Source organism: Pseudarthrobacter sp. NKDBFgelt (assembly GCF_046097905.1).
GTDB lineage: Bacteria > Actinomycetota > Actinomycetes > Actinomycetales > Micrococcaceae > Arthrobacter > Arthrobacter polychromogenes.
The window spans coordinates 96,199-110,369 of the sequence record NZ_JBJURL010000001.1; the positions used below are offsets into that span (position 1 = coordinate 96,199).

General features: G+C 59.7%; 11 protein-coding genes and 1 pseudogene. 6 read left to right on the plus strand and 6 right to left on the minus strand.

Translation table 11 applies throughout. The features are described from left to right. The first annotated feature begins 40 nt into the window (after positions 1-40). The 4 genes from ACKAE7_RS00425 to ACKAE7_RS00440 all read left to right on the plus strand — a co-directional run bounded on the left by ACKAE7_RS00425 (position 41) and on the right by ACKAE7_RS00440 (position 4,331). Positions 41-1,558: a flavin-containing monooxygenase gene (locus ACKAE7_RS00425; RefSeq protein ID WP_408978202.1), complete on the plus strand. Its 1,518-nt coding sequence runs from the start codon at positions 41-43 to the stop codon at positions 1,556-1,558. 9 nt (positions 1,559-1,567) lie between these two features. Next, the gene (locus ACKAE7_RS00430; RefSeq protein WP_408978203.1) at positions 1,568-2,176 is read left to right on the plus strand and encodes a TetR/AcrR family transcriptional regulator; all 609 of its coding nucleotides are present in this window, start codon (positions 1,568-1,570) and stop codon (positions 2,174-2,176) included. Positions 2,177-2,286: 110 nt separating this feature from the next. After that, positions 2,287-2,544, plus strand: a complete 258-nt coding sequence (locus ACKAE7_RS00435; RefSeq protein WP_408978204.1) for a hypothetical protein — start codon at positions 2,287-2,289, stop codon at positions 2,542-2,544. 263 nt (positions 2,545-2,807) lie between these two features. Next, positions 2,808-4,331: an APC family permease gene (locus tag ACKAE7_RS00440; RefSeq protein ID WP_408978205.1), complete on the plus strand. Its 1,524-nt coding sequence runs from the start codon at positions 2,808-2,810 to the stop codon at positions 4,329-4,331. A gap of 451 nt (positions 4,332-4,782) precedes the next feature. Here ACKAE7_RS00440 and acs read toward each other — a convergent pair whose 3' ends face one another. The 6 genes from acs to ACKAE7_RS00470 all read right to left on the minus strand — a co-directional run bounded on the left by acs (position 4,783) and on the right by ACKAE7_RS00470 (position 12,110). Beyond that, positions 4,783-6,756, minus strand: a complete 1,974-nt coding sequence (gene acs, locus ACKAE7_RS00445; protein WP_408978206.1) for an acetate--CoA ligase — start codon at positions 6,754-6,756, stop codon at positions 4,783-4,785. Positions 6,757-6,916: 160 nt separating this feature from the next. Further along, a complete protein-coding gene (locus ACKAE7_RS00450; RefSeq protein WP_408978207.1) occupies positions 6,917-7,837 on the minus strand; it encodes a phytanoyl-CoA dioxygenase family protein in 921 nt (306 codons plus the stop codon). 322 nt (positions 7,838-8,159) lie between these two features. After that, complete coding sequence (locus ACKAE7_RS00455; RefSeq protein WP_408978208.1) at positions 8,160-9,047, minus strand: ABC transporter permease; 888 nt, start codon at positions 9,045-9,047, stop codon at positions 8,160-8,162. Continuing rightward, the gene (locus tag ACKAE7_RS00460; protein ID WP_408978209.1) at positions 9,044-10,144 is read right to left on the minus strand and encodes an ABC transporter ATP-binding protein; all 1,101 of its coding nucleotides are present in this window, start codon (positions 10,142-10,144) and stop codon (positions 9,044-9,046) included. Before ACKAE7_RS00460 ends, ACKAE7_RS00455 begins: the two co-directional genes overlap by 4 nt. Beyond that, positions 10,141-11,268: a PotD/PotF family extracellular solute-binding protein gene (locus ACKAE7_RS00465; RefSeq protein WP_408978210.1), complete on the minus strand. Its 1,128-nt coding sequence runs from the start codon at positions 11,266-11,268 to the stop codon at positions 10,141-10,143. Before ACKAE7_RS00465 ends, ACKAE7_RS00460 begins: the two co-directional genes overlap by 4 nt. After that, a complete protein-coding gene (locus ACKAE7_RS00470) occupies positions 11,265-12,110 on the minus strand; it encodes an ABC transporter permease (RefSeq protein WP_408978264.1) in 846 nt (281 codons plus the stop codon). Before ACKAE7_RS00470 ends, ACKAE7_RS00465 begins: the two co-directional genes overlap by 4 nt. Positions 12,111-12,503: 393 nt before the next feature. Here ACKAE7_RS00470 and ACKAE7_RS00475 point away from each other — a divergent pair, with 393 nt between their 5' ends. Both ACKAE7_RS00475 and ACKAE7_RS00480 read left to right on the plus strand, forming a co-directional pair. After that, positions 12,504-12,752 (plus strand): hypothetical protein, encoded by a 249-nt coding sequence (locus ACKAE7_RS00475; RefSeq protein WP_408978211.1) that lies wholly within the window; start codon positions 12,504-12,506, stop codon positions 12,750-12,752. Between the two features lie 863 nt (positions 12,753-13,615). After that, positions 13,616-13,923, plus strand: a pseudogene (locus ACKAE7_RS00480) (GNAT family N-acetyltransferase); the annotation flags it as partial. Positions 13,924-14,171 lie beyond the last annotated feature (248 nt).

The following is a 14,171-nucleotide window of genomic DNA, read 5'->3' on the forward strand; positions in this document are numbered from 1 at the left end:
CGAGGTGCCCAAGGCCCTCCCCACCTCAGAAAGCCATGCGATGACCCATCCAACCGAACCCGAAACCAAGCAGACGGTCATCGTCGGCTCCGGATTCTCGGGCCTCTGTGCCGCCATCAACCTGAAGAAGGCCGGGTTCCACGACTTCGTCATACTCGAGAAAGCGACGGATGTCGGCGGGACATGGCGGGACAATTCCTACCCGGGGAGCGCCTGCGACGTGCCCAGCGTCCTGTACTCGTTCTCCTTTTTCCAGAATCCAGCCTGGACCCGGAAATTTCCGTCATGGAGCGAGCTTCACGCCTATCTCCGGCAGGTAGCCGAACATTTCGACCTCTGGAGTCACCTGCGTTTCGGCGTCGAAGTAGATGAGATCCGCTTTGATCAGCCCAGCGGGACCTGGACAGTGTCTACTGATGACGGCCAGACCTTCGAAGCGAAATATGTCATCAACGCCACCGGAGTTCTCAGCAAGCCGGCAATACCCAATATCCCAGGCCTGGAATCCTTCGAAGGAACGGCCTTCCACTCGGCTCGCTGGCGGCATGACCTCTCCCTCTCGGGCCGCCGCGTCGCGGTGATCGGGACCGGCGCAAGCGCCATCCAGTTCGTGCCGCAGATTGCCAAGGAGGTCAGCCAGCTGACCATCTTCCAGCGCTCCCCCCACTGGATCATGCCCCGCGGGGACCAGGAAATTCCCCTCAGCCGCCGCGTCCTGTACCGCCGCCTGCCATTCCTGCAGCGCCTGGAGCGCTGGAAAACCTACTGGGAATTTGAGTGGCTCGCCCGCGGATTCCTTGGCCACCCTAAAGTCGTCGAAGGCTACCGCCAGCTGGCACTTGGGTATCTGGAAGCATCAGTCAAGGATGACAGTCTTCGTGAAACCCTCACGCCGGACTACACCCCCGGATGCAAACGGCGCCTGGTCTCGGATGATTGGTTCCCTACCCTCCAACGTGAGAATGTTGAGCTCGTTACAACGGGCATCGACCGAATCACGCCGGACTCCGTGATCACAACGGACGGGGTAGAGCACGCGGTGGACACAATCGTCTTCGGGACCGGCTTCGCTGCCACTGACTTCATCGCCCCCATCAAAGTCACCGGGATCGGCGGCCAGGAACTCTCCACCGTCTGGACCGGTGGGGCGGCGACACTGCACGGAATTTCAACCGCCGGGTTCCCCAATTTCTTCACTATGCTGGGCCCGAACACCACCCTCGGGCACAACTCGATGGTATTCATGATTGAGGCGCAGGCCAGGTATATAACTTCGGCCATTGAGCGCACTCATGCGCTCGGCGACGCGGCCGCCAACCTCCACCCGGACGTCCAGGAAGCCGCATACACGCGCCTACAGAAAAAGATGAAGGGAACAGTGTGGATGTCGGGGTGCCACAGCTGGTACCAGTCAGCGGATGGACGCATCGACACACTCTGGCCAGGGACAACAATCGAGTACTGGGTGCGGACACGAAAATTCAGGCTGGAGGACCACGACGTTCTCCGCCCCCTTACACGGGCGCAGGAAAAGCAGCCCGGGCAGTACGTGGGATAACCTGTTATCATGCATCGACTCAGCGCAGACGTCCGCCGCGAAGCCTTCATGAGAGCCGCCGTGAAGGTGATTAAGCGCGACGGCGTCGCCAAGGCGACGACGCGGAACATCGCCCAAGAAGCCGAAATGCCGCACGCCACCCTGCACTACTGCTACCGGGGCAAGGAGGAGCTCTTCTTCGACATCCTTGACGCGGGCACTGTCCGCATCCGGGAACTTCTCTCGGACATCGAGCCGGGAGCAGGGCTGCCCAAAACCACCGAAACGTTGATGACCGAAATCTTCGAATGGTTTATCGACGAACCAGACTTTTTCGGGGCATTGTTTGAATTGATCATTTGGGCCTGGCACCTTCCGGACGACAAAAAGGCCGCGCGGGATGTGTACGACACGTGGATTGGCCTTTCAGGGGATGTTCTCCGCCGCGGACTACGGGAAAACTCCGAAGTGGACATTACACCCCTGGCCCAGTACGTCATCGGTTCCCTTGACGGGGTGTACTTCCAGTACGTCACCTATGGAGACGTAAACCGGGCCAGAGCAACGTACCGGCTCTTTATTGACAGCTCAATGCGCCTTGCCACCGAGTTGGAGAACGCCTCCTCAGTGGCCGCCTAACTTACCCCTAATCCCACCGCCCAATCGGGCAGACTTCTTCCGCGCCGCCCAAATGACGCGGAAGATCCCTTAGTGCTGCCCTGACCTCGGCGACCCCAAAGGAGCCACCCATGGTTCTCACCGAACCCCATAGGCCACCGGCCGAAGCTGCAGCAGTCCTCGAAGCCCTTGCTCACGTCCTGAGGGCGGCTCCCGGTGAGCAAAACGATGCCGAGATTCATGCCTCGTACCTTTTGGAATTAGCAGCGGAAGTCACTGCCCGCCTCAAGCCCGGGCAGTCTTCCCAGAGGTCCTCAACAGGGGATCCGGTGGCGGACTGGAAAGCAGTCCTCTCTCGGCTGTTCCCGGCGTCCGCCCAGCAGGACTGATAGGGCAACGCTTCCGCTGTCCTGCCTCGGCTCGGGCTATGTCGGCCGTAAAAGTAGTGAATATAAGTTAAATTCGCCTTTGCTATTGACAGATAGTGTGGCTCAAGTCACCATCTAAACAAGTGACTTGTCCAAATGGTCAGGTCAGGCGGCCGGATGTTTTTTCCCGCCGGTCTACTAGTTCCAGCCCAACCACGCCACACTTAATTTTGGGACTTCCGGATGCTTTGCCCGCCAGAATTCCCGCCACGTTAAGGAGCACCATGTCCGCACAGGCAACGCCCCCCTCATCGCTGCAACCAGTGGATGAAGACGCCGAGCAGCTCGCCAGACTCGGCTACACATATGACAAGCAGTTCAAGCGCGAGATGTCGTTCTGGGGGAACGTTTCGCTCGGTTTTACCTACCTGTCGCCGGTCGTCGGTGTCTACACTCTGTTCGCCACTTCGCTGGGCCTCGCCGGTCCTCCCATGCTGTGGTCATTTCTCATCGTCGGCGTCGGGCAACTCCTGGTCGCCTTGGTCTTTGGGGAAATCGTCTCTAACTATCCGGTATCAGGGGGTATCTACCCTTGGGCGCGGCGGCTTTGGGGACGCAAGTGGGGCTGGATGACCGGCTGGGCGTACTTGACTGCGCTGCTGGTGACGATAGCCAGCGTCGCGTACGGCGCCGGCGCTTTCCTCGGCGCCCTGATCGGTCTGGAAATGTCTCCGGATTCGATCATCCTCTGCGCGCTGGGGCTGATTGCCGTAGCCGCGGCCGTGAACTTCGCCGGCACCAAGGTCCTAAGTGCGGTTGCGATGCTGGGCTTGATCGCTGAACTCGGTGGCGCCCTGGTTGTCGGCGTCCTGTTGTTGCTGACAGCACGGCAGCATGATCTGAGTGTCTTGTTCCAGCACTTCGGCACAGGTGACGGCGGAAACTATTTTGCCGCCTTCGCCGCTGCGGGGCTGATTGGAATCTTTCAGTACTACGGCTTTGAAGCTTGCGGTGACGTCGCCGAGGAAGTTCCCAATCCAGGGCGGACCATTCCCCGGGCCATGCGCCTTACGATCTACATCGGCGGTTTCGCCGCAATGTTTGTCTGCCTTTCCCTCATTCTCGCTGTCCCCGACTTCGCCGCGGTAATCTCCGGGCAGGACCCTGACCCCGTCGCGTCCGTCCTTACCGGCGCTTTCGGTGTCGCCGGCTACAAGCTGGTCCTGGCAGTTGTTATGATCTCGTTTGTTTCATGCGTTATGAGCCTGCAGGCTGCAGCCAGCCGCCTCAGCTACTCACTGGCCAGGGACAAAATGCTGCCCGGAAGCACCTGGTTGGCCAGATTTGATGAAAAAAGGCACGTTCCGCCGGTTTCACTGGCCGTTGCCGCCATCGTCCCCGCAGCGGTCGTGCTGGTCTCACGACTCCAGGAAAATGCCCTGATCTACATCGTGTCGTTTGCAGCAATGGGCATCTACATTGGTTTCCAGATGGTCGTCCTCGCGGCCCTCCGCGCACGACTCAAGGGCTGGCAGCCAGCCGGACGCTACCGCCTTGGTGTCTGGGGCTTGCCTGTCACGGTTGGCGCCCTTGTATGGGGCATTCTGGGCATTACCAATATGGCCTGGCCTCGCACTCCGGAGAGTCCCTGGTACGAGAATTACATGGTCCTGCTATCCTCGATCGTTGTGTTGGGGATCGGCCTACTGTACATGGTGTGGAAGAAGCCGTACATCCATAGTGACGCTCCCGCAGCGGATGCCATACTGTCCCAGTCCTCCGCTCTTCGGGCTGATTCTGTGCGCTGAGCATCTCCACCCCGAGCGTGATGCTGAGGTCTTACTAAATATTGCTTGAGCATCGCCCGGTCTTGTCTCCATGATGACGAGGCCGGGCGATGCTGTCTCCCAGAGCGGGATTCCGGCGGAACATCCTTGCACCTCGTCCTTGATGCGGATGTACAAAGACTAAAAGGCCCGGTTCTGCCTAGGGCGAGTTCTAGCGGTCGTTGCAACACCCAGAATTTTTGGGAGTTGCAACAACCGTCGACGGGCTGCCGAGCCAGTGATTCCCCCAAGACACCGGCCTATCTGCCTGCGGACCGCGGACCGCGAATACGTCGGCCAGAAACTCAACGGCCACGCAAACGCTGGGCTGGATACCCAGCCGAGCGTTTGCGTGTTTTAGTCCTAACCACCTCACCTGCCCTGCAGGTGCGACGCCCTGAAAAGCGCCGCTTAACCAGGACCTGCCTGTTCCCTACTTCCGCAACGAGGCCGCGATCTGTTGCATGATCGTCGGGTCTGAGAGGGTGGTGGCGTCGCCGGGGTCACGGCCTTCTGCGAGGTCTTGGAGGAGGCGGCGCATGATCTTGCCGGAGCGGGTCTTGGGCAGTTCCGGGACCACCAGGATGGCCTTGGGCTTGGCGATGGGGCCGATCTCCTTGCCCACGTGGTTGCGGAGTTCCTGGACGGTGTCATCGCCGGAATCCACCGCGTCGCCGCGGAGGATGACGAATGCGACGACGGCCTGGCCGGTGGTCTCGTCCGCTGCACCCACAACGGCGGCTTCAGCCACGGCGGGGTGGGAGACCAGGGCGGATTCGATTTCCGTGGTGGAGAGCCGGTGACCGGAGACGTTCATGACGTCATCCACGCGGCCCAGGAGCCAGATGTCGCCGTCCTCGTCCTTCTTGGCGCCGTCCCCGGCGAAGTACATGTTTTCGAAGCGGGACCAGTAGGTGTCCTTGAACCGTTCCGGGTCGCCCCAGATGCCGCGCAGCATGGCCGGCCACGGTTCGCGGATCACCAGGAAGCCGCCGTGCCCGTCGGGCACGGATTCGCCCATCTCGTCCACCACGTCCACGGCGATGCCGGGCAGCGGGACCTGCGCGGAGCCGGGCTTGGTGGCGGTGACGCCGGGCAGCGGGGCGATCATCTGCGCACCGGTTTCGGTCTGCCACCAGGTGTCCACGATGGGGGTCCGGTCCCCGCCGATGACCTTTCGGTACCACATCCAGGCCTCGGGGTTGATGGGTTCGCCCACGGAACCGAGGACGCGGAGGGAGGACAGGTCGTACTTGTCCGGGATTTCCCGGCCCCACTTCATGAACGTCCGGATCGCTGTGGGGGCGGTGTAGAGGATGGAGACCTTGTACTTTTCGATGATCTCCCACCAGCGGCCCTGGTGCGGGGAATCCGGGGTGCCTTCGTACATCACTTGGGTGGCGCCGTTGATGAGCGGGGCGTAGGTGACGTAGGAGTGGCCGGTGACCCAGCCGACGTCGGCCGTGCACCAGTACACGTCCGTGTCCGGGTGCAGGTCGAACACTGCCTTGTGCGTGTACGCGGTCTGGGTGAGGTACCCGCCGGTGGTGTGCAGGATGCCCTTGGGCCTGCCGGTGGTGCCGGACGTGTAGAGGATGAACAGCGGGTGCTCCGAATCATGGCCCACCGCTGTGTGCTCGGCGGAGGCCGCCTCGACGGTGTCGGCCCACCAGTGGTCCCGGCCCTCCACCCATGTCACTGACTGCTGATTCCGTTGTACTACGACGACGTTCTCAACAGTGTGTCCAGGGCGGGCGAGAGCATCATCCACGGCGCTCTTCAAGGCGCTGGGCTTGCCGCGGCGGTAGGTGCCGTCCGCGGTTACCACGAGTTTGGCTTCGGCGTCCTCGATCCTGGAACGCAGCGCATCGGCGGAGAAGCCGCCGAACACCACGGAGTGCACGGCGCCGATGCGGGCGCAGGCCAGCAGCGTGATGACGGCCTCCGGGATCATCGGCAGGTACACGGCAACGCGGTCGCCCTTGACGACGCCGAGGGACTCGAAAGCGTTGGCGGCTTTCTTTACCTCTTCGGTCAGCTGCGCGTAGGTGTACGTGCGGGTGTCGCCGGGTTCGCCCTCGAAGTAGATGGCTACCCGGTCGCCGCGTCCCTTCTCCACATGCCGGTCCAGCGCGTTGTAGGCGGCGTTGACCTCCCCGCCCACGAACCACTTCGCGAACGGCGGATTGGACCAGTCCAAAGCCTGGTCAAAGTCCTTGCTCCACGTCAGCAGCTCACGCGCCTGCTTCGCCCAGAAAGCCGGCCGGTCGGCAGCGGCCTCTTCATATTCCGAGGCCTTAACCACGGCGTCAGCGGCGAACTCGGGAGTGGGCGGAAACACCCGGTCCTCCCGGAGCAGGTTTTCAAAGGCATCGCCTTGCTTGGCGTGAGTCATAGAGATGTTCATGGTGATGTGTTTACCTTCCATGTAGGGGAACCGCGGCAGGGTCCGCCTTCACTCGGAAGCGGAGGTACCGTCGGGCACGAAACCGGCGCCGCACGAAGGATGGTTTCCTGGTGCGGCGCCGGCCGTGAAGTGAGGTTTAGTGCTGGTTCTTTCGTTCCGGTTACTTAGGCGCGGCGATACCGACTGCGTCTGTAGCCTCGTGGTCACCCTGGAGGAGGGTGTGAGGATTGGTGAACTGGCCATCGATCTCGACGTACCCCATGTAGTTGTCTCCCGAGTCCCAACCAAGCAGGCGCTGGATCTCTTCCGGCAGTTCCTTCAGTGTCGCGAGGGGGAGTGAAAGGTACTGGTTTTCCTCTTGGCGCAGGTTTGCAAGGTCGTAGGCCATGGTGAGGCCTGTCCGCGGCGCCGTGGAGGAGTTATTTCCTCCGCCGTGGTACGTCGAGCCGATCCAGATCAGGGCGGAACCGGCTGTCATCTCCGTGGAAATGGCTTCTTCGTTTAGCGGCATACGCTCGTCGTCCCACTTGTGGCTTTCCGGAATGACCAGTGTGCCGCCGTTTTCCTTGGTGAAGTCAGAAACCGCTACCATGATCTGGACGCGGCCTTCCCGGTTGTAGTCCGGGTGGCGCCACAGGAACACCATGTCATCGCGGTGCAAAGGCTGGGCGCCCTGGCCGGGATGAATCTGGATGGCTTGTGTAACTCCGATCTGGATGTCCGGGACGATTGTCTGTCGTGTCTGTCCGATCCAGATATCGATGGTTTTCTGCAGGATGTTTTTGGCAATCCCGTAGTACAAGGGGTTGAGGGCGATATCGACCATGTGCTTGGACCGCGCGAAAAGCTTTCCTGCACGTCGGGTCTGGGCACCGAGGAACTCCGCCTCTTCGCCGAAAGAGACTTCCTTGTTGAACGTTCGATCCAGGTCTGCACGGAGGCCTGCGATGGTTTCGTCGTCAAAAAGACCCTCAATGATCACTCCGCCATCGCGGTAGATAACTTCGACGGCTTCTTCGACGGAGGCAGTGTTAGGCAGAGTGGTCAGTTTGACGTCCGCTGACACATTCGTTTCACTCATGGTTCAGTTTCCTTAGTTCTTAATTGGGCTATTGATGCGGGGGTTTGCGAAATTTGCGGGACCGTCACGGCCGCCCCTTGGGCACCTAGGGGAGTGGGCCGTCAGCAGGGTACTTCCATAGGGGCCTCGTCTTGTTCCTGGGTATTACTTTCACTACGGCAGCCGGTGGAAGTCTCCGCCGCAGGCTTGGGAAATGCAAGGGTGTCGGTGGGAAGGATGTTCCCTCTCGAGGCCGGACATTTGCCGCAGTTCCGGCAACTGGAAGAGAGAGGGAGGCGCCGAATGGCTGCTCTTGATTTCATTTTGGACCTGCCTTTTCTTATTAGATGGTTTCCCGTTTTTCGGCTGCTGAGGCGGCGCTGATGAGGGCGAAGATGATAACCAGCAACGTCATCGCCAGAGCTGATCCCAGCGGCCAGTTGAACGTTGCGCCGAACTGGCTCTGGATGAGATTGGCGATCATGATGTTTTCCGGTGCCCCGACGAGGCTTGGGGCGAGGAAATCCCCGCCGGCCAGTCCGAGGGTGAAGATGCTACCGGCAACGACACCTGGCAGCGCCAACGGCAGAACGACCCGTCGGAAGGTAGCCAGCGGTGTCTCTCCCAGGTCCTGGGATGCCTCTATCAGAGCTACGGGGATGCGTTCCAGCGTCGTGTAGATGGTCAGGATCATGAAGGGGGTAAAGATCGAGACGAGGGTGATGATGACTGCGGCAGGTGTGTACAGCAGCTCAAGGGGGCTTCTGATGATGCCGAGGCTGAGGAGGGCCTCGTTGACTACGCCATGTTCACCCAGAATGATTTTCCAGGCATAGGCCCGGACGAGGTAGCTTGACCACATGGGCACGATCACCAGCATGTACACGAGCATCTTGGCGGCCCGGAGCCTGAAGGTGATGAAGTAGGCGACGGGAAAGGCGATCGCCGTGGTTATCAGGGCGACAGTCAGGCCCACTCCGATTGATCGGAGCATTACCGGGAGGTACAGCGTACTGGTGAAGGCCGTGCTGAAGGCATCGAGGCTGAATCCGGGCGTGATGTTGAGGCCATCGGTGCTCCAGAAGGCCTGGACAAAGAGCATCACGTAGCCTCCGCCCATCCATAGAGCGACCCACCCGATGATGGGGACGGCGATCAGCAGCGTCCGTGCGCGTTGGCTCTCCCACCAGCGCTCAGAACGCAAATCGGGGGAGCGGGTCAGGGTGGTCATGCCGCTGCCTTCGGCAGGATGCGGACCCAGCGCTCGTCTGCTGTGATCGTCACGCGCGTACCGGGTCGGACCAGGTTGTTTCGACCAGCCTGGACCTTCAGCAGTTGGCCATCAAGTTGAACAACAACGGTGAAGTAGCTCCCCGACAGCACTACTTCCGTGACCACTCCATTGCCGGCAATATCCGCCTGCACATTGAGGTGTTCAGGTCTGAGGCTAACGGACGCGGTGGAACCCTGGACCGTGGTGCTGGGGGCTGTGCCGTTCAGCGTGCCGATCCCGGGAACGTGCACCTTCCCGGCATCCGCGCTGCCGCTGACAATTTTTCCTTCGAGGAGGTTGGTCGAGCCGACGAAGCCTGCGACGAACGCGGTGGATGGCCGGTCGTAAATCTCGTTGGGGGGTGCAATTTGTTCTATTTGACCGTTCCGCATGACGCAGATGCGGTCGCTCATGGTCATTGCCTCTTCTTGATCATGAGTTACGAATACGAAGGTCGTCCCGACTTCCCGGTGAATTCTCCTGAGTTCAAGCTGCATGGATTGACGCAGGCGGTAGTCCAGTGCCCCCAGCGGTTCATCCAGGAGGAGGACTTTTGGTCGCATGACAAGGGCCCGGGCGAGGGCTACACGCTGCTGCTGACCTCCTGAGAGCTGAGCAGGTCGTCGTTTTTCCAGCCCTTGAATGTCCATCAGTTCCAGCATGGACTGGACCTGATGGCGTTTCGCTGCGCCGCGGACCCCGCTGTGATGGAGGCCGTAGCCTATGTTTCCGGCGACATCCAGGTGAGGAAAGAGGGCATACTGCTGGAAAACGGTGTTCACAGGCCGGCGGAAAGGCGGAACCTTGGACACGTCCTGTCCGTCAATCACGATTGTCCCGGTATCTGGGTTCTCAAACCCCCCGATCATTCGCAACGTGGTCGTTTTCCCGCAACCGGAGGGACCGAGGAGCGTGAGGAATTCTCCTGCCTCTATGTGCAACGTGAGATTATCGACAGCCGCCCGGGCACCTCCGTAGCGTTTTGAAACGCCGAGGACGCCGACGGCTCCTTCCCGCGCCTCAGTTTTCGCGCCTCTGATCGATGTGGTTGTCATGCTCCCTGAACCTCGTTCAGCACATCAAGGTAGGCCTGGCGGTTGGGGACCCGTTCCCACCAGGACGCCCGATCAAAGAATGAGGGATCTTCAAGCCTGTACCCCTCGACGTACTCCTTGGACATGTTCGAAATCGCGGCCTGGGACGTAACACCGTATCCGGTGACATCGGCAATTTTTTTCTGCACGTCGGCTTCCAGGACATAGTCCATCCAGGCCATGGCAGTAGCGGGGTTGGTGGATGTTGCGGGGATCATCCAGGTATCCCAGTACCCGGTGAATCCCTCCTGCGGGAGAATCTCCTGAACGTTCAGTCCTCGAGCCTTGAGTTGAGCTGCGTGGAATCCTCCCCAGCAGCTTGCGACGTCAACTTCCCTGTTCGTGAAGAGTTCAGTCAGTTCGCCCGCCGATGACCAATACTTCTTCAGCAGGGGACGCTGGGCGAGGAGCTCCGTTTTGACTGCTGCCAGTTCGGCTTCGGAAAGGGAGAACACGTTCTCCTGACCAAGGTGGAAGGATGTATTCCAGATGGAAGAGATGTCATTCCAGACAGTGCTGCGCTTTGCGTACTTTTCATCCCACAGCAGCGACCAGTTCGGTGCAGGGTCCTTGAGGACATCTGCATTAACTAAGAGGGCAATGAAGCCAAACATCATTGGCGTGCCGTAGGTCAGACCGTCAATTACAACGTTCTCTGCAGTTCTGAACTTCGGAAACGCGTTGCCGAGCTGTGGCACCCGGTTCTGGTCAATGGGGCGCACGAGGCCAGCGTCAATTAGGGCGCCGGTTGAATCGCATGATGGGGACGCTAGATCGTAGGTCCCCTTGGCTGACCGGAGCTTTGTGATCATTTCATCGTTGCTGCCGACGTAGCTGGCGTTGACCTTCACGCCAGTTCGCGATTCAAATTCTGAGACAAATGAAGGGTCGGCATAGCCCTCCCAAGTTAGGAGATTCAGAGTTCCCCCGATGTCTCCGTCCACTTTGGTATCTGTGAGCCGGGTACTTCCCTTGGATGATCCGCAGGCGGCGAGCGCAGGGGCTGCAAAGATACCCGCAAGTCCAAGCCCTCCTGCCTTGAGGAGTGCTCGGCGGCGGAAGCCGCCCTGGGCAAAATGCGTCATGGAGTTTCCTTCGAAGAGGTGGTAGACGCGACGTCGACAGTACCTGGTGCGACAGCCGCTGTTTCACGGGTAAGACGGGTTGAAATAACAATCAAGATGACGCTGACGAGAATGACCAGAGTCGATACAGCATTGATTTCGGGCGTGAAGCCCTTCCGTAGCGCTGAGTAGATGTAGATCGGCAAAGTGTTTTCGGTGCCGATGATGAAGAAGGTCACGGGAATCTCGTCGAAAGATAAGGTGAACGAAAGCAGAGCGCTGGCCAGAATGGCGACGCGCAGTTGGGGAACAGTGGTGTGCCAAAAGGTTTTCCAACGTGACGCACCTAGATCCATGGACGCTTCCTCAACCGTGCCCCCCAGTCGTAGCAGCCGGGCGTAGCAGGTGGTGAGGACCGTCGATGTGAGTGCCGTTCCGTGGGCAATCATCACGCCCGTCAGGGTGAGCGGAATGCCCAGCGCTGAGTAGAACGTTAGAAATGCGACGCCTGTGATGACGCCCGGAAGGACCAGGGGCAACAGAACAAACCGCCGGAACAGGTCCTTCCCCGGAAACGGGTAGCGATGAATGAGAACGGCCGCCGGAACACCAAGACTGATCGCGATGACCACTGCCCCGCTGGCCACTACCACCGAATTCCACAACGCTGTGAGCATTTCGGAGTTGGAAAGAGCGGCTTCGTACCAGGCCCAGGTAAAGCCTTGGAGCGGTAATGATGAGCTCGAATTCTCCATGAACGAAAAGACACCGATCGTCAATATCGGGGCGTACAAGAAGCCGAATACCAGAACCGCCCACACCCCCAGCGTCGTCACCCGCGGCAACGTTCGAGTTGAATTCATCACCCCTCCAATCGATTCTGGGCAAGTGGATTGGTCATAAGAACTAACCGACTGACTTGACCAACTGAACAACTCCTGAGTAAATGTTGGACTGTGATCCACTTCATGTCAATAGGGGATTCAGACAGATCAGCTAGCTGGGGTCCTGCAATGGCCCACCTGACAAGGCACGGGAAGGTTGGCGAACCTGTTGGCAAGCCACCAGACCCGGGACCTCAGTTGCCAAAGACCGATGACAAAGTGTGTGCACCTGCACATTTCACATCCCTGCGTTCGAGTTCCACTCTGGACGCAGAACGAAGACTGGCGACAACGCCACGAAAAAGTAGGCCAGAGGCCGTAAAAATAGTCATCCGACCATGTATCAGGCGGGTACAACCGAAGGGGCATTCCGTGAACTCTTACCCAGACTCCGCTACACGTCACTATGACTGGGCCGCCCTAGACAACGGCGATTTCGTCCTGCTCTCGGCCCCGAACGGCCAGCGGATCGCGGGCACCGTAGAGGACCGTACGGAGGATTCCACCATCATTTGGGTGAGGAACCTTCACAATGAGCGCAAGCTTTTCCACATAGACGACGGCTACAAAGTCGTGCCCACCCGCCTGGAACACCACCTGCCCCAGGACGCGGCCCGCTAGGGAAGAAAGCCGAGGGCATGCCGCAACTCCTCCTCCCTGGAATGTGTCGTAGACAGGTTGGGCGGCACCTACAGCGACACGGTCTCATGTCGCTTGCTTCGAAGCCCTGCATTGAAACGACCTCGAAAAATCGACCCCGTAGGAGGGCAAATTGATTCGTAGTATCTTCCACGACCCTTTGGAAGCCCTCACACCAACAAGAAGCCGTGATGAGAGGCAACAGACCCCTGAAACACCAATTCGCCGCACACGGCGCCGTCAGATAGCTCCCTCCAAAGCAAGGGCTCAAGCAGTGGAATTGGTCGTCCAGGACCTCAAAAATCTAGCCGCAGACTCGGCAGTATCCTCTGGATATCTGGCCAAGAGGTAGCAAAGATATTTGAAACGGAGGCCAGTGGCAGGATCGAAAAGTCGTCACGAGTCATCCCTGACTACCCTTTCCATGCACCAAAACTGGTGCATATTCAATCTCCGGCGCCGGCACGCGGACCGCAACACGCAGCCCGAAGGACGGGCGTCGGCGCCGGACCCCTGTCCAGCGGCAACTCTGCATGTGCACTCCATCCCAGCCGCACGCCACGAAACACGCAAAAGTCCACATTCAAGCAGCTTCCAGCCTCCTGATGCCTGCAGCCCTCCATTCGAATGCCCACCACGCCCTCCGCAACAGCACCCGGAATCCTGGGAGCAGGGCCAAGCGACGGAAACCACCCATGGTTGGCGCTCCCAGGATCACCACACCTGGCACTCAAATGTCTCACCTAAGCCCTAAATAATTCACGAAGCAGCTCCAACCATGACGGTGATGCGGTACCAACACCTTCAGTGTTAAAGTCCGCGCACAAACCTGTGAAAGGGACAACATGACCAACTGGCGGATCAGGGATTTCCACTCGGCAGATTTGGACGGGATCCTGCATCTCTGGGAGACCTTGAAGGGGAGCAATGTTGAACCCGTCCCTGCCCTTTCCGAGGTGCTGGCGTCCTGTGAGAAAGACCATGCCGTGGTGGCCGTTCAGAGCGATCAGGTGGTGGCCGCCGCCGCGGACGTGCTGCTCACGATCAGGGCTGGATCGTTTTCCTGGCCACCCTGCCCGAATACCGCGGTCGCGGGATCGGCACCTCGCTGCTGGCCGCCGTCGAAAACCGCATAGCACCGCACGGGCTGAACGACGCATTCAACACAAGCCACGTCTCCACCGGCGCTGATGAGACGAAGCAAGTCTCAGCCTCTAGAGCGCTTGTGACTGCGCCGATAACCGTGATTCCGTTAACTTTCCTCTCTCGGCCAAGTCGGCCGTCTACGATGTCGCGCGGGCGTGTGCAGAGGCCTCTCCTCTTCCCGATTAATAGGGGAGGGTGAGGGGGAGGAACAGTACGGCTTTTTGGGGAATTCTTCCCATGTCCTGTACGTTGCAG